This is a genomic window from Rudanella lutea DSM 19387 (assembly GCF_000383955.1).
Classification (GTDB): domain Bacteria; phylum Bacteroidota; class Bacteroidia; order Cytophagales; family Spirosomataceae; genus Rudanella; species Rudanella lutea.
The window spans coordinates 94,431-116,647 of record NZ_KB913013.1 but is presented as its reverse complement, the minus strand read 5'-3'; the positions used below and the strand labels follow the sequence as shown (position 1 = coordinate 116,647).

18 protein-coding genes are annotated in these 22,217 nt (G+C 51.1%); 12 read left to right on the top strand and 6 right to left on the bottom strand.

All coding sequences use genetic code 11. The features are described from left to right. The first annotated feature begins 63 nt into the window (after window positions 1-63). From RUDLU_RS0100570 to secG, 4 genes are all read left to right on the top strand, one after another. A complete protein-coding gene (locus tag RUDLU_RS0100570) occupies window positions 64-1,383 on the top strand; it encodes a sigma-54 interaction domain-containing protein (protein WP_019986386.1) in 1,320 nt (439 codons plus the stop codon). A gap of 142 nt (window positions 1,384-1,525) precedes the next feature. Then, a complete protein-coding gene (lptE, locus tag RUDLU_RS0100565) occupies window positions 1,526-1,987 on the top strand; it encodes an LPS assembly lipoprotein LptE (protein ID WP_342663113.1) in 462 nt (153 codons plus the stop codon). Between the two features lie 239 nt (window positions 1,988-2,226). Beyond that, window positions 2,227-3,048, top strand: a complete 822-nt coding sequence (locus RUDLU_RS0100560) for a hypothetical protein (protein WP_019986384.1) — start codon at window positions 2,227-2,229, stop codon at window positions 3,046-3,048. Between the two features lie 96 nt (window positions 3,049-3,144). Beyond that, a complete protein-coding gene (gene secG / locus RUDLU_RS0100555; RefSeq protein ID WP_019986383.1) occupies window positions 3,145-3,558 on the top strand; it encodes a preprotein translocase subunit SecG in 414 nt (137 codons plus the stop codon). 280 nt (window positions 3,559-3,838) lie between these two features. On the opposite strand, the gene RUDLU_RS30120 is transcribed toward secG, so the two are convergent. Together RUDLU_RS30120 and RUDLU_RS0100545 are read right to left on the bottom strand one after the other, a co-directional pair. Next, entirely contained in the window at window positions 3,839-5,902 is a 2,064-nt protein-coding gene (locus tag RUDLU_RS30120; protein ID WP_019986382.1) for a DUF5723 family protein, read from the bottom strand. 100 nt (window positions 5,903-6,002) lie between these two features. Next, window positions 6,003-6,710, bottom strand: a complete 708-nt coding sequence (locus RUDLU_RS0100545) for a hypothetical protein (RefSeq protein ID WP_019986381.1) — start codon at window positions 6,708-6,710, stop codon at window positions 6,003-6,005. 243 nt (window positions 6,711-6,953) lie between these two features. On the opposite strand from RUDLU_RS0100545, the gene RUDLU_RS0100540 reads away from it, so the two are divergent. The 6 genes from RUDLU_RS0100540 (at window position 6,954) to gloA2 (ending at window position 11,570) form a co-directional block, all read left to right on the top strand. After that, window positions 6,954-7,250, top strand: coding sequence for a co-chaperone GroES (locus RUDLU_RS0100540; RefSeq protein ID WP_027302631.1), 297 nt, complete (start codon window positions 6,954-6,956; stop codon window positions 7,248-7,250). A gap of 107 nt (window positions 7,251-7,357) precedes the next feature. Continuing rightward, window positions 7,358-8,995, top strand: coding sequence for a chaperonin GroEL (gene groL / locus RUDLU_RS0100535; RefSeq protein ID WP_019986379.1), 1,638 nt, complete (start codon window positions 7,358-7,360; stop codon window positions 8,993-8,995). Window positions 8,996-9,090: 95 nt separating this feature from the next. Continuing rightward, window positions 9,091-9,375: a hypothetical protein gene (locus tag RUDLU_RS0100530; protein WP_019986378.1), complete on the top strand. Its 285-nt coding sequence runs from the start codon at window positions 9,091-9,093 to the stop codon at window positions 9,373-9,375. A 351-nt stretch (window positions 9,376-9,726) separates the two neighbouring features. Beyond that, window positions 9,727-9,903, top strand: coding sequence for a hypothetical protein (locus tag RUDLU_RS29970; RefSeq protein ID WP_019986377.1), 177 nt, complete (start codon window positions 9,727-9,729; stop codon window positions 9,901-9,903). Further along, on the top strand, window positions 9,893-10,999 hold the full coding sequence (locus tag RUDLU_RS0100520) for an LPO_1073/Vpar_1526 family protein (protein WP_019986376.1): 1,107 nt from the start codon (window positions 9,893-9,895) through the stop codon (window positions 10,997-10,999). The genes RUDLU_RS29970 and RUDLU_RS0100520 overlap by 11 nt, the downstream gene beginning before the upstream one ends. 181 nt (window positions 11,000-11,180) lie before the next feature. After that, entirely contained in the window at window positions 11,181-11,570 is a 390-nt protein-coding gene (gene gloA2, locus RUDLU_RS0100515; RefSeq protein ID WP_019986375.1) for an SMU1112c/YaeR family gloxylase I-like metalloprotein, read from the top strand. Window positions 11,571-11,579: 9 nt separating this feature from the next. Here gloA2 and RUDLU_RS0100510 read toward each other — a convergent pair whose 3' ends face one another. Then, window positions 11,580-12,806: a DUF6786 family protein gene (locus tag RUDLU_RS0100510; RefSeq protein ID WP_019986374.1), complete on the bottom strand. Its 1,227-nt coding sequence runs from the start codon at window positions 12,804-12,806 to the stop codon at window positions 11,580-11,582. A gap of 27 nt (window positions 12,807-12,833) precedes the next feature. Beyond that, window positions 12,834-16,466 (bottom strand): DNA polymerase III subunit alpha, encoded by a 3,633-nt coding sequence (dnaE, locus tag RUDLU_RS0100505; RefSeq protein WP_019986373.1) that lies wholly within the window; start codon window positions 16,464-16,466, stop codon window positions 12,834-12,836. A 470-nt stretch (window positions 16,467-16,936) separates the two neighbouring features. Here dnaE and RUDLU_RS0100495 point away from each other — a divergent pair, with 470 nt between their 5' ends. Further along, on the top strand, window positions 16,937-17,560 hold the full coding sequence (locus RUDLU_RS0100495) for an RNA polymerase sigma factor (protein ID WP_019986371.1): 624 nt from the start codon (window positions 16,937-16,939) through the stop codon (window positions 17,558-17,560). A gap of 1 nt (window position 17,561) precedes the next feature. Beyond that, on the top strand, window positions 17,562-18,359 hold the full coding sequence (locus RUDLU_RS0100490) for a tetratricopeptide repeat protein (RefSeq protein ID WP_019986370.1): 798 nt from the start codon (window positions 17,562-17,564) through the stop codon (window positions 18,357-18,359). Window positions 18,360-18,398: 39 nt separating this feature from the next. On the opposite strand, the gene RUDLU_RS26695 is transcribed toward RUDLU_RS0100490, so the two are convergent. Both RUDLU_RS26695 and RUDLU_RS0100480 read right to left on the bottom strand, forming a co-directional pair. Next, window positions 18,399-21,200, bottom strand: a complete 2,802-nt coding sequence (locus RUDLU_RS26695; RefSeq protein ID WP_052316732.1) for a CHAT domain-containing protein — start codon at window positions 21,198-21,200, stop codon at window positions 18,399-18,401. A gap of 104 nt (window positions 21,201-21,304) precedes the next feature. Next, a complete protein-coding gene (locus RUDLU_RS0100480) occupies window positions 21,305-22,195 on the bottom strand; it encodes a hypothetical protein (protein WP_044129260.1) in 891 nt (296 codons plus the stop codon). Window positions 22,196-22,217 lie beyond the last annotated feature (22 nt).

The following is a 22,217-nucleotide window of genomic DNA, read 5'->3' as shown; positions in this document are numbered from 1 at the left end:
TTTGTTGTTAGCCGGTTGTCAGTCGTTCACTGTTTGCTGTTCGTTGTTCACTGCTCACTGAAAATGAACACTCAGGAAATACAGTCGGTTAAGCAACGTTTTGGCATTATTGGCAATGCGCCTGCCCTCAACTACGCCATCAACGTAGCCATGCAGGTAGCCGCTACCGACCTGACCGTGCTGATAACGGGCGAAAGCGGAAGCGGGAAAGAATCATTTTCCAAGATCATCCACAGCCTCAGCGCCCGCAAACACGGGCAGTTTATTGCCATCAACTGCGGGGCTATTCCCGAAGGCACTATCGACTCGGAACTGTTTGGTCACGAGAAAGGCTCGTTTACAGGGGCCGTCGACCAACGCAAAGGCTACTTCGAGACCACCAACGGCGGTACCATTTTCCTCGACGAAATCGGCGAAATGCCTCTGGGTACGCAGGCCCGATTGCTGCGGGTACTGGAAAACGGCGAATTTATCCGCGTGGGCTCCTCAAAGGTGCAAAAGACCGACGTTCGCGTTGTGGCAGCTACCAACGTGAACCTGCTCGATGCAGTTGAAAAAGGCCGATTCCGCGAAGATTTGTACTACCGGCTCAACACGGTGCCCATTTTTGTGCCGCCCCTCCGCGAGCGTGGCGTCGATATTGAGCTCCTGTTTCGCAAATTCACGACCGACTTTGCCGAGCGATACCGGATCAAGCCCATTCAGCTCACCGAGCCCGCCAAGCAACTGCTACTGCGGTTTCCGTTTCCGGGCAACATTCGCCAACTAAAAAACCTGGCCGAACAAATCTCCATACTCGAATCGGATCATAACCGGGCGGTGGAGCCGGAGGTCTTGTCGAAATACCTGCCTCAGCCCCAACAACCCACGAGCCGAATGCCTATCGTGTTTCCGCAGGGCACAGGTGGCAGTACCGATAATTTTTCGGAGCGCGAACTGCTCTACAAAGTTCTGTTCGATATGCGCCGGGACATGACCGAGTTGAAAAAGCTGGTGGTCGAGATGCTGGGCAATGAGCAGTACGGGCGGCAAATCTTAAATAATCATAAAGACTTGTTTGAGACCCTGCCGACCGATAACTATGCCTCGCCCGACCCGCACCCGGAGCCCGACCTGCCCCTACCCCGGCTGTTGCCCCCGCCCGAAACCGTGCATACGTACGAGCCACTAAACGTACTCGAAGACGAAGATGCGGTTACGGTAGAGGACATCACCCACGAAACGGAGGAAGACTCACTCTCGCTGGAGAAAAAGGAGAAAGAGATGATTATCAAGGCTCTCCGGCGCAACAACAACAAACGAAAGTACGCGGCTCAGGCACTAGGTATTTCTGAACGCACGTTGTACCGAAAAATAAAGCAGTATGAAATTGATGAAGAATAAACTTCAGTTTACAACGGACAACGAACAACGAACAGCCAACAATCCGCGACAAACAGTGGGCGAACAGAGAAATAGTTCACGGGTCATTAGACGTTGGTCATCGATCGCTGTTCGTTGTTCGTTGTTCATTGTTTTCTGTTCATTGTTCTCTGGCTGCGGTGTCTACTCGTTTACGGGTACGACGCTCTCGCCGGACCTGAAAACGATTACGATCAACAACTTCAGCCTGCAAACGGCCGGGGGACCTACCAATCTGTCGCTTAATTTTAACGAACGACTGAAAGAGTATTACCAGCGATACACCAACCTCAAAGTGGTGCCTAACAACGGCGATCTGGTACTCGATGGCTCCATCACGAATTACGACCTGTTGGCCGTGGCTCCTACGGCATCCGATCAGGCCGGCCTGAACCGCCTACAGATTACGGTGCAGGCCCGATTTGTGAATAACAAAGACGAAAGCAAGAACTTCGAACAGTCGTTTTCGTTTTATCAGGATTTTCCGCAAAACCAGACGCTGACACAAAATGAAGCCCGGTTGGTTCCCCGAATTCTGGATCAGCTGGTTCTTGACATTTTCAACAAAACAGCGGCTGATTGGTAGTTGGCACTAGGCAGAAAAAGTAGCAGTAGGCAGTGGCAGTAGGCAGTAGGTAGTAGGTAGAAGAAGTAGCAGTAAGGGAGGGATCAGGGAAAGTTTACACGTACCTCTTTCTGCCCACTGCTACTGCATACTGCCCACCGCCGACTGCCACTACCAACTTTTTCCGCCCACTGCCACTGCCTACTGCTACTTTTTGGCTACATTCGTAGCCCTGTGGTCCCCTGACACCGATAGACTCAATGCAATCTGTTGATAAAGAAACCTTTTCATACTGGGTCACCCATCCCGACGACCTGACAACGGCTGACTTACAGCTTTTGCAGGAAAGTTTAGCCCAATATCCGTACTGCCAGGCGCTCTATACACTGACCGCCAAAGCAGCCTCTTTACACCGAAAAAGTCAGACAGTGTCGTACACCCGACTCGCAGCGGCCCACGCCCTGAGCCGGAGTGCACTACGTAAATTAATGGATAACGAGTTTCAATGGTCCGACAACCTGCTTTCAAAACTGAATGAACTGTCGGCCCGGCAGGTACCCATTCCTGAAGATTACCAGCAGGAAAGTTACGCCCTCTTTAAATCAAAATCGGGCCTCAATGGTGGGCTCGTCGACTTACCCCTGATTCGAATACCGGAGCCGACCATGCCCGAGATTGTGGTGCCCGAACCCGACGACTCGACCTTGTCGGAGACCACCCTTCAGCAGGACCTGATTGGGCACCCCGAAGCCGACGCCGTGGCTCCGTCGCCGATGGAGACTGCCCGGCAGAAGCAAATCGAAATTATTGAGTCGTTTATCAAGAAGGAGCCCGGCCTGGCCCCTCTCCGCTCCAAACTGGGCGACCCCGAGCCGACCAATCAGGAAGATTTGGCCGAGCGCAATGCCCCAATCCGGGTAGGGCGCGGTGGTTTGGCCACCGAAAGTTTCGCCAAGATCTTGCTCAAACAAGGCAAAACAGGCAAGGCTATTGAAATCTACGAGCAACTCAGCTTGAAAAATCCCCAGAAAAAAGCGTACTTTGCGGCTAAAATAAGTGAAATAAAAGCGGGGCAGTCCTGAGTCAATCGGTCTGATCGAGCATATTGTCAATGAACGTTGTTGCTCTCCTCCACACGCACTTAAGACAAAAACAGTAACAGAAACTCCTTTTTTTACATGGTTACGGCAACAATTATTGTCATTTGCATCTTAACAGTCTTGCTCATCCTGATCGTACTCGTTCAGAACTCAAAAGGTGGCGGTTTCGCCGGTGAGTTTGGCGGACTGGGCTCAAACCAGCTGATGGGCGTCAAGAAAACGACTGACCTGCTTGAGCAAATCACCTGGGGCCTGGGCATCGGGGTGATGGTACTGACACTGGCTTCGTACGTGATGGTCGATAAAACCAACACCGGCGGAGGAATTAATAGCGTAAACGTTGACCGTGCTGCTACCCGGGCTCTGCCTGGCGCTTCGGCTCCGGCACCTGCAGCGGCTCCTGCTGCTGGTACGCAGCAAGCGGCTCCCGCTACACAGGGCGCGGCAACTCCGGCTCCGGCACCCGCTACTTCAGGTTCGGCTCAGAAGTAAGCTGACTTATACAGACAAAAGGCCCGCAACCTCCAAGGTTGCGGGCCTTTTGCGTTGGTATCTTGCAGAATCGATGCCCATTGAGCTCGGACGACGCAGATCGGGCCGATGTACGCCGATTTCCTTTACCAACCCGTGTCCTCAGCGTACCAATCTTTTGAATTCACAATGGCATGCGGATAACGCGGATTTTGGGCATTCGCACTGATGAGTAAATCCGTGAAAATCGGCCCAATCCGTGCCATCCGCGTGCCAATTCTCCAGTCTGAATCGCTCAATCTTACAAGGCCCAGGCTACAGCAAAACCCGCCGGTAGTCCTTCTTTAACCTGCGACGTGATAATCAGTTGGCCGATCGGTGCGCCCAAACGGGTCAGTTCATCGCGGAATCCGTTTTCCATTTGCCGAAGCGCGCTTTCTTTCTGACCTGTCAGTTCGATACTCAGCTTGCGCGAAGGCTGCATACGCAGATGTTGCACCAGCGCCGAGGCTACCGTCGATACGGCCCGTGGCCCCTGAACAAAGGCCTGCCGGAGTTGAGCCAGCAAAGCGGCATCGGTTTCGCTCAGACCCGCTACCGGAAGGGTCCGGTCTTTCAGGAGGCAGCCGTCCAGCTCTTTCAACCCCACCTCCGACTGGCACAGATCCCGCTGATCGGGCGTACCATCGTTATCGGTATCGGGGCAGCCGGCCATATCGGCACGGCCTACCATGGTTGGGCACTCATCACGGTCGTCGCCAACACCATCGTTATCCGTATCGGGGCAGCCATTGTAGCGAGCCAGTCCCGGCACTTTGGGGCAACGGTCATCTTTATCCAACACCCCATCGAGGTCCGTGTCGGGGCAGCCGTTGGTTGCTACCGGTCCGGCCACGGTGGGACACGCATCGTTAGCGTCAGCTACTCCATCGAGGTCAGTATCCGGGCAACCGCCAAAAGCCAGTACTCCCGGCACATCGGGGCAACGATCCAGTTTGTCGGACACCCGATCTTTGTCGCGGTCTTTGGGTCGGCGGGCATTGAACGGCAACGTAAGACCCGCGTACACGTGCGGAGGCAGGCCATTATCACCGAAAATGCCCAGCAGGTTGTCGGAGCCGAAGATGAAAATACCCGCCTTGCCATGCAGGCCGAGGGCAACTTTCTGAATATTGGGGTAATAGTAGACCGTTCCGGCCAACTCGCCCCCCGGCCCTTCGGAGCGCGGCCCCACGGCCAGCACTGCCCCCCGGTACAGACCCGCGTTAGTTTGTATCGGCATGGCTGTCTGATACACCACATTACCAAACCACGACCGCCCCAGATACACATCCAGTTGCACCGACGTCGTTTGCGGCAGTCGCCGGACGGCTTCACCCGTAACAAGGCCCGTAGTTGGCCCAAACTGACGCAACAACTGCGACTCAATCTGATTGGGGGCTTTGTCTTCGTAGTCAGTGCGCCGAAAAATACCGCTCCGGCCGGATGTTGCGTACTCGGTGACCCGGTTGTCTTTGATCTCGCCAATATCCAGTACCGAAACGCCAATCCTGAACAGGTATTTGTTCATTTCTTCTGCCGCCCGGCGCTTGCCATCCATTTCGTAGCGGTAAAATCGCTGCTTCGGTCGGAACTCATACGCTATACCCACGTCGTACCCGGTTCCTCGCCCCGCCGAGGGTCCCGTCAGCTTTTGGCCCAGACTTGCTCCATCGAACGAAGCCAGGTCGGTAGTACGGCCGCTAATGGCGCCGGCCGTGTAGCCGGGGGCGCCCGCCGTGCCCCCCGCAAAGGAGGCCTGCGCACTCAGATCGGTGCGTTGCAGACTGCGCAAAACCTTGGCGGTACCGCCCACTTTGAGGTGATGCGTCTCGATATCGATTAGCGAAACCGCATACGAGAGCGCGTACTCTGTATAGCCCTCGGCCGCAAAGCTGAAGGTTTGCTGCCCGGCCGGTGCGGTTGGGTTAGTGCCATTGATCCAACGAATCAACTCATAATTACCACCCAGCGCGTAGCCCGACCGGTAGCGGGTTGTGAGCCCAACGGCATGTCGTTTCCGGCCAAATTGCGCCATAACCGCCGGTCCCCGGACCTCGGCCCGGTTTACCCCCCGGGGCGACCCCGCCGAAAACAGGGCTTTCCCAAACGGCGCGACACCCACCGGCAACGGTTGACGGGTGAAATCGAACGCACCAAACCCTAGATTAAGCTGAAAGCTAAGCCGCGAATCGGCCATGGAGCTCGGGTTCAGATAGATACCGTGCGTACCTGCGTAATTGCTTGTTTGGAGGGGAATGAGTGGCTGGGCAAAGGCCGGTAGTGAAAATAATAAACCAGAAAGCAGAAGGCCGGATTGTTTCATTCGCTTGTGTATGGGTACAAAACGAAGATACGGCATTCTACCACGGAGACGCGGGTAAACTGCCGTATCGGTCACGAAAGTTATTGAATGTCGGCCTGCATCAGGCCAATGCCTTTGCAATCAATTGTTGGGCAATGGGCAACAGGGTTTCTTCTTCCGGATAGGGTAACTCGCTCTCCAGCCGGTACGTAGCCGGGTTGGGCAGGTGCTGATACCGACGAATCAGATCGAGTTTGAGATGCTCAAACGGAGTTGTGAGCCCCCGCCGAACCCGGTCGACAAGCTGAAACCGGACAAGCCGCCCGCCGGGGGCCCCGTCGGCATACAAGGTCAGGGCAAATTGATAAATAGCGGTTTCGTAACCGCGCTTGACATGCAGAAACAGATACCCTTCGGCCGGTTTGATAGGCAGCAGGCCCACGGGTTCGAGGGTAAGTTTGGCAGCAATATCCTGCCAAATTTGCAGTCCATCTGTCAGCATCTGGTTAAAGCGCGGCAGGGCGAAGTCGACAATAGCGTCTACTTCGGCCATGATGGGGTCCTCCGTTACCTCAGATTTATACTCGATTCGGGGGGGTGGCCCACTTATTCCGGCCACGCGCTTGGGGAACCTCTCATTAAGCGTACCTTTGCGCCGTCGAAAACGAAGACCAGCCTCGTAATGGTTACGGAGTTCAGGAATATCGGGACAAAGCTTGCGCTCATCGAACCGTTTCTGAACGGCCTGTAAATAAGCCAAAACGACATATTTTTTGTACTCGGCATCAATCCAATCCTGTGTCAGCCAGTTCGCATCCAGTGATCTCATAAGATAAAAGCGACGTATTGGAACGGGATAATTTATGGCATTCTCCCTAAAAAACCAAATTTTATACCCCTTTTTCGCAGCCTGACAGCCAATTTGCAAGACCTACTGGTAAAACGGTCGTCCAGACAAAAAGGCTGAAATTTTGACAGAGTGGCGCAACTGGCACAGCATTTGGTAAACGGGGAGTGTCATACTAATTCGGTGTATAACCAAATTTTTAACAACCTTAATCACATTACTGTCATGACAACAGCAATGGAAGATGTAAAAGTGAACGTAAAACCGCTGGCAGACCGCGTGCTTGTAGAAGCTGCACCGGCTGAAGAAAAAACGGCTTTCGGGATTATCATTCCTGACACGGCCAAGGAAAAACCACAACGTGGTACTGTTGTAGCCGTTGGTAATGGCAAAAAAGATGAGCCGCTCACAGTACAGGTTGGCGACACGGTTCTCTACGGCAAATACGCCGGTACGGAGATCACGGTTGATGGCAAAGAGTACCTCATCATGCGCGAATCAGACATTTTCGCGATCCTGTAATTTAATGTATAATGAACAATGTATAATGTATAATGGGTCAACTCCCCCGTATACATTAGCAATGGGCATTATTCATTCTTCATTTTACATTATTCATTTTTAGGAAAATGGCTAAGAAAATATTCTTTGATACCGAAGCCCGCGAGAAGATCAAGAAGGGTGTTGATACCCTCGCCGACGCGGTGAAAGTAACCCTCGGCCCCAAAGGTCGCAACGTAATCCTTGACAAGAAATTCGGCTCACCCGCCATCACCAAAGACGGTGTAACGGTAGCGAAAGAGATCGAATTGAAAGACGCTATGGAAAACATGGGCGCGCAGCTCGTGAAAGAAGTAGCTTCTAAGACGGCCGATCAGGCGGGTGACGGTACTACTACCGCTACCGTACTGGCGCAGGCTATCTATTCAATCGGTGTGAAAAACGTAGCAGCAGGTGCCAACCCAATGGACTTGAAGCGCGGCATCGACAAGGCGGTTAAGGCAGTAGCCGAAAACCTCGCAGGCCAGGCGCAGACCGTAGGCGACGACTTCGGTAAAATCGCTCAGGTAGCTACGATCTCGGCTAACCACGACGACGAAATCGGTAACATGATTGCCGAGGCCATGAAGAAAGTAGGTAAAGAAGGTGTAATCACGGTTGAAGAAGCGCGTGGTACCGAAACGGAAGTAAAAACCGTAGAAGGTATGCAGTTTGACCGCGGTTACCTGTCGCCCTACTTCGTAACCAACACCGAGAAAATGGAAGCTGACCTCGACCGTCCGTTCATCCTGATCTCGGAGAAGAAGGTATCGTCGATGAAAGAACTGCTGCCGGTGCTGGAGCAGGTGGCTCAAACGGGTCGTCCGCTGCTGATCATCGCAGAAGACGTTGACGGCGAAGCCCTGGCTACGCTCGTGGTAAACAAGATCCGGGGTGCCCTGAAAGTCGCTGCCGTGAAGGCTCCGGGCTTCGGCGACCGCCGGAAGGCTATGCTCGAAGACATCGCTATCCTGACGGGTGGCCAGGTGATCTCGGAAGAGCGTGGCTTCAAACTCGAAAACGCCAGCATCGAATACCTGGGTCAGTGCGAGAAAATCATTATCGACAAAGACAACACGACTATCGTTAACGGTGTAGGCCAGAAGGAAGACATCACGGGTCGGGTTAACCAGATCAAAGCGCAGATTGAGAACACGACGTCGGATTACGACCGTGAGAAACTGCAGGAGCGTCTGGCCAAACTGTCGGGTGGTGTAGCTATCCTCTACATCGGTGCTGCTACCGAGGTAGAAATGAAAGAGAAGAAAGACCGTGTTGACGATGCCCTGCACGCAACCCGCGCGGCTGTAGAAGAAGGTATCGTAACGGGTGGTGGTATCGCCCTGATCCGCGCTATCTCTTCACTCGACGCGGTTAGCACGATCAACGAAGACGAGAAAACGGGTGTGAACATCATCCGCGTAGCCCTCGAAGCCCCCCTCCGCACGATTGTAGCCAACGCCGGTGGCGAAGGTTCAGTGGTGGTGAACAAGGTGAAAGAAGGCGACGGTGGCTACGGCTACAACGCGAAGAACGACTCGTACGAAGATCTGTTCGCAGCCGGTGTTATCGACCCGAAGAAAGTAACTCGTCTGGCTCTGGAGAACGCAGCGTCTATTGCTGGTCTGCTCCTGACCACCGAGTGCCTCATTGCCGACGAGCCCGAAGAGGCTCCAGCTGGCGGTGGCGGTCACGCACACGGTGGCGGCATGGGCGGCATGATGTAGTCATCTGAGCTTTTAAATACGAACCCCCGCTGTTGGCTTTTGAGCTGGCAGCGGGGGTTTTGGTTTTTGAGTACATTTGTTTAAAAACAAACACCATGCTGACGATACAGGTTAACGACGCAAGGCTGGAACAGCAATTAATCGAACAAGCGCAGGCGAAAGGTAAAACGGCTGAACAGCTTGCCACCTCCATACTGGCCGAGGCCCTGAATCAACTGGCTCCTCTGCCCTTTTCATTCCCTCGTCTAGACCCAACCCAACATAGCCGCCCCCTCCAGTTCGACGTTGATTCTGAAACGGATAACGCGCCTGTTTTTGAGCATGTTACTGACACGGTTGAATTTGCGAACGAATTGCGACAAAACGCATGGAAACGGTAATGCTGCTTCAGTTTATGTTGGCAAGGTGTGTCTAATCCAGACTTGACAATTAATTAGCCAACCTGAAAGACATTTTGATAAATCTAGTTTGAAAGTGAGGCCGCTTATGTTGAGAAGTTGCGGTAGTTTTTTGCTGAGTAGTACGTTAGAGGAAGAATGTTATGGAGTATCACATTGGCATGATAAATGTTCAAATTCGAGACCCATCCACAGAAAAGTTTAATTTTTTAATTAATTAAGTCAAATAAATTCGAGCAAGTGTACTGCAAAATTGTGTATGTTTGGGAGTTGAGCGCAAGCTAAATTTAGAGTAGTCGACTATTAACAAATTTTAAAATAAAGAAATAAACTATGGAATGGATTTTTGAAGGAATTGGAACAGCTATAGTTACGCTAATTGCAGGTTTCTTAACTGGTGGGGCTGTTGGTTACAATATTGGCATTAACAAGAATACTGTCAAACAAAAGCAAAAGGGGGGCAACAATTCTTCACAAATACAAATTGGGAGAGATAGCAATGTTCAGTAAACAAATACAAGAGTCTGGAGATAACTCTCAGCAACTGCAAGCGAATAATATGATAGTCAATATAGGTATTGACGAGAAAAGGGCAAGAGAAATCTATCAAGAAATGAACTTGCAATTAAGAAAAGATTACACCCAAGAAGCTCTGGAAATTGCAAATTTAAGAGTTACAGAATTTGAAAATAGACTTTTACCTAAAATGGAAGCTGTTGAAGGAGCTTTGGAAGCTTTTGCCGATCCAAGTTTTCAATTATTACTTGTTGAAGCACAAAAGACAGCGGCTTCTACAGAGAGAACAGCTGACTACGACCTTTTATCAGAATTACTAATACATCGTTTTCAGAAAGGAGACAACAGGGTAACAAGAGCGGGTATTAGCCGTGCAGTTGAAATAGTAGATAAAATTTCAGACGATGCTTTACTTGGCTTGACCGTTCTTCATTCTGTAAATTACTTTCTTCCCGCTAGTGGCATTATTCATCAAGGACTTAGTACTTTAAATGATTTGTTTGGCAAATTGTTTTACAGCGATCTTCCTGTAGGTATTGAATGGCTTGATCATTTAGACATCTTAGACGCCATAAGAGTTAGCAATTTTAGTAGCCTAAAAAAACTAGAAGAGTATTATCCAGAGATGTTGAGTGGCTATATTGATACAGGTATTGAAAAAAATTCAGACAACTACAATGAAGCCATCGAATTACTTAGAAGTAACGGACTACCCCAAGACATTTTAATCGACCACGAATTGAATGGTAATTATGTTAGAATAAAATTATCCAATATAGACCAAATTGATTCTCTGATACTACATCACAAAATATTTAATAATGGCCGAATATCGTTCACACAGATACCTTTGACCCATGCACAAAAAATTGTCGTAAAATCCGTATATGATTTGTATGAGGAGAATGCCAGTATAAGACAACAGAATGTGAATAAATTTATGGAAGAGTGGAACAAACAACCGAATTTAAATAAACTTAGAGAATGGTGGGATAGTATCAATGCAGGAATACAACTGACCTCCGTTGGAAAAGTCTTAGCTCATTCAAACGCCCAAAGATGTGACAAAAACCTGCCATCATTAAACTAAAAATAGCCAGTACCTCACAGGCGCTTGACTCATTAACAGGGGATGTGGTAAATCACCTTTCTTCCTCGTACCAACTTATACTGTATATTGACAGTTGAGCACTAATAAGTACATTTCCGTTATGTAGCCTATTTTATGCATAATTATTTCCCCCTATCTTCGGCCAACAATAGTAATCCAGATGCTCGCGCTTCAACACGTTCACCACATTGCTATTATTGGGTCAGATTATGAGGTTTCGAAACGATTTTACACCGAAGTGCTGGGCCTGACGGTCATTCAGGAGGTGTACCGGGCCGAGCGGCAATCGTATAAGCTCGATCTGGCGCTCCATGGGCAGTACGTGATCGAGTTGTTTTCATTTCCGAATCCGCCCGCGCGGCCGTCGCGGCCCGAGGCCACGGGGCTGCGTCACCTTGCCTTCGCCGTTGCCGATGTGCAGGCGACCGTCGATGCCCTGCAAAAACACGGTATCGAGGCCGAACCCATCCGCACCGACGAGCTCACCGGCAAGACGTTTACGTTCATTGCCGATCCCGACGGCCTACCCATCGAATTTTACGCGTCGTAACGAAACCGGCTACGGCAACGCTTTTCTAATCTGATCGAGCGATACGCCCAGCACCTTGCGGGCTATTTCGTCGAGTTTGGCCCGGTCGCCGGTCAGGTGCAGTACCTTGTGGGTGTGTCGCAATGAGCCGCCCGGACCTAAAAAGGCCCCCGGCGATACGCTTTCCAACTCATAAAACGGCCCCATCTGCGAGCCGTCGGCCAACGGACCATCGTTGTACGCATTCACGGCATCGCCCAGGTACGGGGCGGGCACCAGCTTCCAGGCCTGATTGAGGTACGTCCCCTCCTTGTCAACCTCGAACAACGTGAGCGTCAGCACCTCATTACCGGCATCGTAGCTACCGGCCACCGGCTTGGCCCGCTTGCCGGTAAGTCCAATTTTACCCCGACTTTTACCATCAGCCTTGAAGAATAGTACGCCGTTCTGGTACGTAATTCGTTCGGGCGGAATGGCCCCGAAATAATCGGTAGTGACTACAGGACCCGTACCGGCTTGCTCGTATGGCACCACAATGGTTGTCTGGTCGCTGGGCATGAGCATATCGAGCACCCAGAGGCAGGGTGCCCCGGTTTCGCGTGTCCAGGCCGACGTACCGATATTAGTCAGTGCATTTTCGGTCAGATACCCAACCGGCCGGATATCGTCACCGAGTGCCATTCCGAGCGCTTCGCCCACCTGCTGCCGGGACAGCAACCGCACAGCCCGGTCGAGACGAATGGCAAGCTGCGTACCGCTGTAATTGAGCAGGGTGGCTTTTTTCTCCATCACCAGCTCGCGCGGCTGCCGCGACACCACGGTCCAGGGCTCTGTATCAATAGCCGCCGGGGTCTGCCAATTGGCAAACTCCATACGGGTGCCGGGCTTGAAAAACAGGCTATATTGCCCCCCTTCCGGACCAAGCCACAACCGATTTTCGCCCCCGTAGGCATTCATGTGGGGTTGCGGCTCACCCTCAAACGCTTTGTAGTTGACCCAGCCAAAACTTTGACCGGCCGCGCCATTAGCTGTTGAGGTAAATACCTTACCCTGATACCGGGCCGACACAATCACCTGCGCCAGGCTATCGTCGGGATCGGTCAGGAGGGCCAAATCGGGGTCCTTGGCTTTCAGAAATTGGAGGTCGTACCCAAAGGTTCCAGGCTGATTCATGGTATCGGATGGTTGATTGGCCGACGTGCAGGCCACCAACCCAGCCATCAGATACAAACAGGGCAACAATCGGGCAGGCTTCATACGGCAGTACGGCGTTTGGTGTAACGGTTAAGCTACCTTACAAACCACGCCATCCAGCTTTTCTAATCCCCGAATAAACGTATTGGCCGGACTAACCTTCACCGTTCTTGACAACAAACTCACTTCGATGCGCTCGTCGGGGTCCGACACGTTCAGTAAAAACGTGCAATTGCCGGGGTGAGCCGCTACCAGCTCGTTGATCTGGGCAATCATCTGCGCGTTAACGGATTGCAGCGCCAGCGACACCCGAACTTCCTTGCACATTTTCTCGCGCATCTCAGTCAGCAGCCGGATGTTGGTTGCCTTAAACTCCAGTTGGTCGGAGTTCCAGCGGTTTTGGGTCTTGCCCGTCACGTGCAGAAAGCGCCCCAGCTCAATGTATTGGCCCATTCGGACGTAATCTTCGCCAAACAGGGTCATCTCCATCGAACCCGAATAATCTTCGAGCTTGAAGATCACAAACGGGTTTCCATTTTTAGCGATCCGCTGCATCACCGACGAGACAATACCTGCTACTTTGATTTCGGGCGTCCGTACCTCATACACCTTGTCGAGCGTGCAGTTACAAAAGCCATCTATTTCAAGCTTGAATTCATCGAGTGGGTGGCCCGTAATGTAGAAGCCAACCACGTCCTTTTCAAACTTCAGCTTTTCAATCTGATTCCATTCGGGAACAATGGGTGGCTTGGGTTTCGGAATCATGGGGTCCCCTCCTGCCCCACCAAACAGCGACTGCTGACTCGCCGACTTTTCGGCGTGGTAGTTGTTGGCGTACCGGATAATTTTTTCCAGATACGTACCTGTTTCGCCCGCGGGCACTTCGAAATACTGCGCCCGGTGGTACTCATCGAGCGCATCAAAAGCACCGGCATACGCCAGCGATTCGAGGGTTTTCTTGTTTACCGTTCTGAGGTTTACCCGTACCGCAAAGTCGAAGATATCCCCATACGGCCCACCAGCTTTCCGCTCTTCGATAATTGCTTCAACGGCGGCATCGCCAGCCCCTTTGATTCCCCCCAATCCAAAGCGGATTTCGCCTTTTTTGTTCACCCCAAATACGCGCTCCGATTCGTTTACGTCTGGGCCCAATACCGGGATACCCAAGGCTTTACATTCTTCGAGGAAGAACGTAATCTTTTCGATGTTGCCCAGGCAAGACGTCAATACGGCCGCCATGTATTCGGCGGGGTAATATGTTTTTAAGTACGCCGTCTGGTAAGCGACAAAAGCGTAACAAGTTGAGTGCGACTTATTGAAAGCATACGACGCAAACGCTTCCCAGTCGGTCCATACTTTTTCGCAGATTTTCAGGTTCAGTCCGTTGGCTTTGCAGCCATCCATAAACTTACCTTTCATCTTATCGAGTACGTCCTTCTGCTTCTTCCCCATCGCCTTCCGAAGCACGTCGGCGTCGCCTTTGGTAAAGTTGCCGAGCTTCTGCGACAAGAGCATCAGCTGCTCCTGATACACCGTAATGCCATACGTATCAGCCAGATACTCCTCCATTTCGGGAAGATCATACTTCACCTCCTCGCGGCCGTGTTTCCGGTTAATAAACGTCGGGATGTACTGAATCGGGCCGGGTCGGTACAGGGCGTTCATCGCAATGAGGTCCTCAAACCGGTCGGGTTTCAGGTCCTTCATGTACTTCTTCATCCCGTCGGATTCGAACTGGAAAATGGCGTTGGTTTCGCCCCGCTGAAACAGTTCGTACGCTTTGGGGTCGTCGAGCGGAATATCATCAATATCTGTTTCGACCCCGTTTACGAACAGCCCTCCGTGGTTTTGCTTCACCAGCCGCAGGCATTCCTTAATGATGGTGAGGTTTCGTAACCCCAAAAAGTCCATCTTGATTACCCCCGCGTCCTCAATTACCTTACCCTCATACTGGGTGATAATCAGGTTGGTATCTTTAGAAGTTGATACCGGAACAATGTTCGACAAATCGTCGGGCGCAATGATGATCCCGGCCGCGTGAACCCCCGTGTTTCGCACTGTACCTTCGAGCCGACGCGCCTGCTGAAGCACATTCTGTACCTTTTCGGTGTCAATCAGCTTCATGGCCCGCCCCACGCTCTGATCGCCCGCTTCGAGCGCCCGCATCCGCTTCACGTTCTCGACCTCTTCGGGCTGAATCAGGTTGGAAAGCCCACCCGGCCCGTCGATCGGATCTTCGAAAATCCGACGGAGCGTCATGTTGTACGTCGGCTTGTCGGGTACCAATTTAGCGAGTGCGTTGGCGTCGTTGAGGGGCAGGTCCATCACGCGCGACACGTCTTTGATCGCCGATTTGGCCGCCATGGTACCGTACGTGACAATAGCCGCCACTTGCTGCTTACCGTACTTCTGCACCACATAGTCGATCACCTTTTGCCGACCTTCATCGTCAAAGTCCGTATCAATATCGGGCATTGATTTCCGGTCGGGATTCAGGAACCGTTCGAAAAGCAGATCGTACTTAATAGGGTCGATGTTGGTAATACCGATGCAATACGCCACTGCACTGCCGGCGGCCGACCCCCGGCCCGGCCCCACCATCACGCCCAAATCCCGCCCAGCCTTGATAAAGTCGGCTACGATCAGGAAGTAGCCCGCAAAGCCCATTGTCTTGATCGTGAACAACTCAAAATCCAGGCGCTCCTGTACGTGCGACTCAATTTCGCCGTAGCGTTTACGGGCCCCTTCGTACGTCAGGTGCTTCAGGAATTCCCACTGATTGGCTACATCGTCGTCGTGAATTTGAAACTCACTGGGAATCGGGAAGTTAGGTAGCAGAATATCCCGTTTCAGCTTGAGCGTTTCTACCTTGTCGACAATCTCGTTGGTGTTGTCAATAGCCTGCGGCAGGTCATGAAACAAGGTGCTCATCTCCTGCGTGTTCTTGAAGTAGAACTGATCGGAGAAGAACGCAAACCGGGTATTTTTGGGCATCACCTCGTCGTCGCTGAATTCCTTCATCGAAGGGGTGCTCTGCTTTTCACCGGTATTTACGCACAGCAGAATGTCGTGCGCTACCCAATCATCGCGGTCAACATAGTGCGAGTCGTTGGAGGCAATAATTTTTACATTATGCTTTACCGCAAACTTCACCAGAACCTCATTCGCCCTGATCTGATCGGGAATCTCGTGGCGTTGTAGCTCCACATAATAGTCTTCACCAAACCGGTCGAGCCACCATTTAAACTCTTTTTCGCCCTCTGCTTCCCCTTTTTTCAGAATCGTTTTGGGCACAATAGCGCCAATACAGCAGGTGGTAGCAATGAGGCCCTCTTTGTACTTATCAATAAGCTCCTTGGTCACACGGGGGTATTTGCCGTACAGGCCCTCCATGTAACCCAGTGAGCACAACTTCACCAGGTTTTTGTAGCCGGTTGGATTTTTGGCAAGCAACAGCTGATGGTACCGAACATCTTTTTGCTCTTTAGTGAATTGCTTACGCGTATGATCTTCGACCACGTAAAACTCGCACCCGACAATAGGCTTGATTCCCTGCTTAGCCGCTTCGGCTACAAACTCAAACACACCAAACATATTGCCGTGATCGGTGATTGCCACCGCGGGCATATTGTCGGCCTTTGCTTTTTTGATAAGCTTCTTAATATCAGCCTGTCCGTCGAGCAGGGAGTATTGAGTGTGGCAATGAAGGTGAGAGAACTGCATAAATGACCTGTTTACTGGCCTAAAATTACGGGTTTTGTCTATGTCTTCTGTTATAAAAAATTGGTAAACCCGTAACCTATCTCAAAGCCAGTCAGTAAAGGGCAGGCATCCATCCACTTGTTCACTTTCTTCCTGATCAATCAATACAGAAAACATAATTGTTTATGTCTGAAGTTAGCAGACCCATTAATTTTGTGGAACCCATAAAAGTTTTTATACCAACAAACAAGCGGCTCGTGAGTTACGCCCTGCACGAACCGGAGCTGCATTCTTTTAGGTAAAAAATAAATGCATTAGAATAAATAACCTGTTTTTGCAAACCCAATATATGTTCATTAGTATTATTATAAACCCTCTGCGCACAGATGTTTAGAGGTGTTACCACCCATCATAAAGTTGGGCTTTTTATGCAGCTCAAAAATTTTTTTTACAATCGCGATTACATTTCGACCTCCTCAAACGACTGATATATGTCAGGTACGAAACGGACACTAAACAGCTTATCTGATACCGACCTTTTAGCAGGTATCAAAACAGGTGATGGCATTGAACGAGCCATGCGGTTCATTTATCAATCTCATTACCGGATGCTGGAAAGCTATGTGTGCAACAATAGTGGTGACCCGGACGACGCAGCCGATTTGATTCAGGAGGTAATGGTTACGTTTATCGAATTGGTGCAGAAAGACAAGTTTCGGGGTGAGACAACGGTAAAATCGTTTTTGTACACCCTCACCCGGAATTTGTGGATCAGCGAATTACGTAAGCGCGGTAACGACGCCAAGCGTAATGAGGAATTTGAAACGAGCCGGGACACTCTCGAAGCTGATGCCGCTCAGTATGTTATGTACAAGGAGGCTCAGAAGACTATAGTGGCTTTGTTTGATAAACTCGGAGCCGTCTGTAAGCAGATTCTGACCTTGTTTTACTACGAAGATCTTTCAATGAAAGAGATTATGGAACGTACTGAATATGATAACGAACAGGTAGTTCGGAATCGAAAGTATAAATGCTTGAAAGAGTTAACGGATCTGGTAAACTCCTCGCCAGCCACTTTTGATAACATAAAAGCTGCGTTGCAGCGCACCAAATGACATGGAACAGCTCGAACGGATTGATCGGTATCTAGACCGAACATTGCCTGTTGATGAAGCAGATAAGCTGGAGCAAATGCTTCAGATTGACTTCGAGTTGCAAAGTCTGCTGGATCGGGTTACAATCGTCAAAGACGCCGTCCGGTCGGCAGGCCTTCGCAATCAGGTCCGCGATCTGCATTTCCAGTTTATGCACGAACTGGATCTGGACCAACCTGGTGATGATGTCTCTGACACGGCACCCGAGAAGGTAATAGTACGGCCACTCTGGTACCAGCAGCCCGTCCGGTGGACGGCCCGAATTGCCGCCAGTGGCTTGTTGCTCCTGCTCGGGTACGGCACATTCCAGTACGCCACCACGAACGTCGGGACGCTGTATAGTGCGAAGTTTATAAAGTACGAGTTGCCCAATACCAGGGGTTCTGAAGAAGCCAAAACGTCGCTCGACGTTCTGTATCAGGCAGGTAATTACGATGCAGTCATTGAGGCATTTATGACCTCACCGACGCAGACGCAGCGCGATCAGTTTCTGACGGCAATGGCCTATCTGCAGAAGGAACAGTATGGTCAGGCAATCGAGCGGTTCAGTACGCTTCGGACCCTGAACGAACAGAACAACCGGCAACTATTTGAACAGGAAAGCGACTACTATCTGGCGTTGGCTTACCTGGGCAACGAGCGAATTGATGAAGCCTATTCGCTCTTTAAGAAGATCAAAAACACCCCTCGTCACCTCTACAACCAGAACGTGACGGAGCAGGATTTATGGAAACTAAACCTGTTGCGGTGGAAAAAGTAATATGAAGTTATATCATATGGGTTAGGTAATTCGGAAAGGTCACTGTGCAATCGCAGTGACTTTTTTTTGTTTCATCAGCCGCCAGGCGCCCCCTCCCATCACCAGCAACGCAATGGCCAGCAGTCCGATGGTTCGGGCATTGAACGGCGCTTCTGGTTCGGACGGTGACCCGATAAATACCAAATGCGACCAGTACTGGGGCGAATGAAACTGGGCGTAACGGCCATCGTGCAGCAGATCGAGCTTGGCCAGTTGCAACGAACGCGCAATGGAGTTGCCCTCCCGCAGGTGGCAGTAGAATTTCATACTGATATAGGCCGTAGCCCGGTCCTCGGCCTTCCAGAGTGAGGTGATCAGGTTTGGACAACCCGCGTACGAAAGCGCACGCGACAAACTCATAACCCCCTCTCCATCGATCAGCTGCCCGCTGGCGGTTTCGCAGGCACTTAGAAAGATGAGCTTGGCCCGATCAAACACGCCAAACTGCAACTCATGCGCATACAGCCGATTGTCGGCCGATTGCGGAGTAAACGCAATAAACGAACGGGAAGGCTGCCCATCGTTGGCCACTGCATGCGTGGCCAGATGGATCACTGAAGCCTCTTTGGCCAATTCGAGAAACCGGCTTTTAGTAGCTTCGGTATTCAGCAGCTTGATTCCTTCCAGGCTACTTACCTCCTGCCCCGAAGCGGGTAATGGCTCAAAGCCACCCAAATTGGTACTGTGGTTAAACGGCGCAACCGACAGTACCAGACCATCTTCTAACTGCGGAATGGACTCGACCCGCAAAAAAGCCGTTGAGTACTGGTACGTAATATCAAACTGCTCGACTAAATACTGCTGCTGGGCGTTTTCAAGCACATCGAATGACAACTGGGTCAGGTCTCCGTGCGGAATTACGATTAGCGACCGTACACCCTTCAGCTCTTTCTCCAGGGGCTTTATCAGGCGGTCGTACAGGTACCGCGAACTTGTAACACCGGGATATTTCTCACCGGGGACAACTTGTTTCAGCGTGCCGATCAACCCACGTAAATGATGCCGAAATACCGAATCGTTGGGGGTTCGGAAAAGCCGGAGCTGATCATCCGTCAGCAAAAACGTGTACGTCATCTGGTCGGTCTGAAAATACGACACAATGGCTCTACGCCGTTTTAGCACTTTCTGCCGGAGCAGCTGCACATTGATCGAATCAGTCCCAAATTTTTTCTGATAGTAATCCGGATAGTCGTGTAATCGGTCGGCCAGGCGTGACAATTCCACTTCTTTATCCCGAATCTGGCCCCGAATCTGCGCGACTTCGCCCTGGGTACTTGAGCGGTCGAGCCGCATAAACAGATGCGAAATTGCAAACCTCAGATTTCGCTCCTGCTGCAACAGAGAATCGGGGATTCCGGTATTTGCCTTGCTCTCATTTTCTTTCTGCCCGATATACAATACGGCCGCTTTGCCTTGCTCACACCGCCGAAAGGCCTTTTCGAGATACTTCGGATTATTGGTGCGGTCGTAGGCGTAAACCAGCAACGTAACAGCCCGCTGCAGTACCGGATACCCTTTGTTGACGACAAACAACCGGCTCTGTTCGGTATCAAACGACTTTTCGATATAATTGGCCAAATTCAGGGCCGACCGGTATGTACCCACGGCCATTTCCATGGCGGGCACATCGCCCGACAACCGGGCTATTTTTTCCAGACTAGCTGCTTTGGCGGCCAAACTTTCGAAAAGCAGGAAGCTGGTAAAATCTCCGTTGAAATGCGTGGGGTTGGCCTGCGGCTTCAGGTCGTTGAAATCGTAGTCTAGCTGAATAATAGCCTGCTGATACAGTTTGACGGCCTTCGTGTACTGCGCTTGCTCGGCGGCTACATCCCCCAGCAATTTATAGCTGAGGCCCAGGTTTTTGTTTTTTGGAGAAGCCTGATTCTGTGTGAGCTGACGCTCGTACTTCTGCATGGCCCGAGTCAGGATCTGCGTTGCCCGGCCATACTCCTGCAACTGAATGTAGGCCCGGGCCAACGTATTTTCGTACAGAATCTGGTAACGCTCCTCAATGGGCCCAATCTGCTTGAGGTAGTACAGCGCCTGCTGCGGGTCTTTCTTACCTACGTAGGTGATACCTAGGTTTATGAGCAATTCGGCCCGGTTGTTATGCAGTGGCAACAACTTTTTGTACAGATTGGCGGCCGACTCGTACTGCTCCAGATGCAGCAATGCCGAGGCAATGTTGCTGGTGTAGCGAACAAAAAAGTCGTTTTTTCGCCCACCCTTCTGCTGCTCATTCAGTTGTAGCGCCTTCTGAAAATAGTTGATACTCTGCTGGTAGTTGCCTGCTTCGTAATAAAGCACGCCAAATGAGTTATACAGGCGTTGGGCTTCGGGCAAATGCGGGTTCCGCAGGTAAATTTGTTCCGCTTTTTCGTAGTAGTACGTCGACGAGTCGAACGCGTGCAGGTAGTAGTGGGCCGTACCAGCGTACAGGTAGGGTTTGAAAAGCAGGGTGTCGGGCAACCGAAACCGATTGCCAATCTGAATTGACCGCTGATATAACCGTAAGGCTTCGGGTTGCCGGTTATCGTCCTGATTAATGATACCCGCGTACAGGTAGCTGTTGGTGAGCAGCCGGGCCGAAGCAGGCTCTGGCTTTACAAGCGACGTAACTTTCAGGAAGTTGGCCAGCGCAGTGCTGTCCGAACGTTCGTCGGGAATAGGTTGGCTAAATTGACTCAGCGCATACGCATAAACTCGTTCGGCTACCCGCAGTTTGGCCTCCGTCTGGGCGAAGAGTGTCCCGACGTACCAACAACCTACCCATAGCAAACCGATTACGTATGGTCTTTTCATAACCTTCCCTTCGGGGCAAAGTTATAAAAAGAAGCAGGTTAAACTTAATTTAGTCTAACCTGCTTGTAGATGACATGTGTAAATTTTGTTAAACAAACGTTTGACTAGGGACCAACGATGATAATATCGGGTGGACGCGGGCGTGATGAGTCTTCGGCTATATCTTCAGCCTGATAGTTAAGCGATTGGGCGGTGGGCAGACTCGGCGTTGCCTGCCGGAAGGTAGCAAACGTTTTCACGTCAGCCTTCGCAATCAGACTACCCGGTACTGCACTCATTTTGCTGTAGTAATGGAGCCGTACATCAATGTAATTGAGCGACTTTTTACTCGCATCGTTCATGCGGTAGTAAATCCGGAATATCTGCACAGTACCGTCTGCCGGTTTTTGGCCAAAAGCTCCGTTCAGCACCGTTTTACGCAGGTTAATAGCGCCGGTAACCTTGTCGATATCAACGCCTTTGGGCTTTTTCATCCGACTATCGAGCACAGTCGCAACCGCGGCATCATCGTCGTCCAGAAACTCCCCGGCAGCCGCCATTTTCTTGTTTTGCTTTCCATTATAAAATGGCATTGCCAGGTCGTCACCTTCGGTCAGGTTATAAATCCGGCTCCGGTAGTTGATGCCCGAAATCGTAATGTACGTCGTGCAGGTGTCTTTTGACCCTTTTGCCGTGTACCAGACTCGGTACGTAAGGCCCGATTCACTCTGGTTTACGTCAATGGCCCCGGTTGTCGGGTTGATCGATAAACCTTTCGGAAAAGCGCCGTAGGTACCCGCCCGTGAGCTTTTTGGCCGTTCGGCATAATTGGACTTCTGCTCGTTGTAATAAAAAACAGAATCGGCGTAAACGAACGAATTACAAGCCGTCTCCCGGGCAATTCGAGCCGATGTTTCGGGGGTAATTTGGGCATCTGGATTCATTTGTTCACAACCCAACAAGGTCCAGACTACCAATACAAATGCAGATAAAAGCGAAAATGAACGTTTTTTCATGACTATGTTATTTCAATGGGTT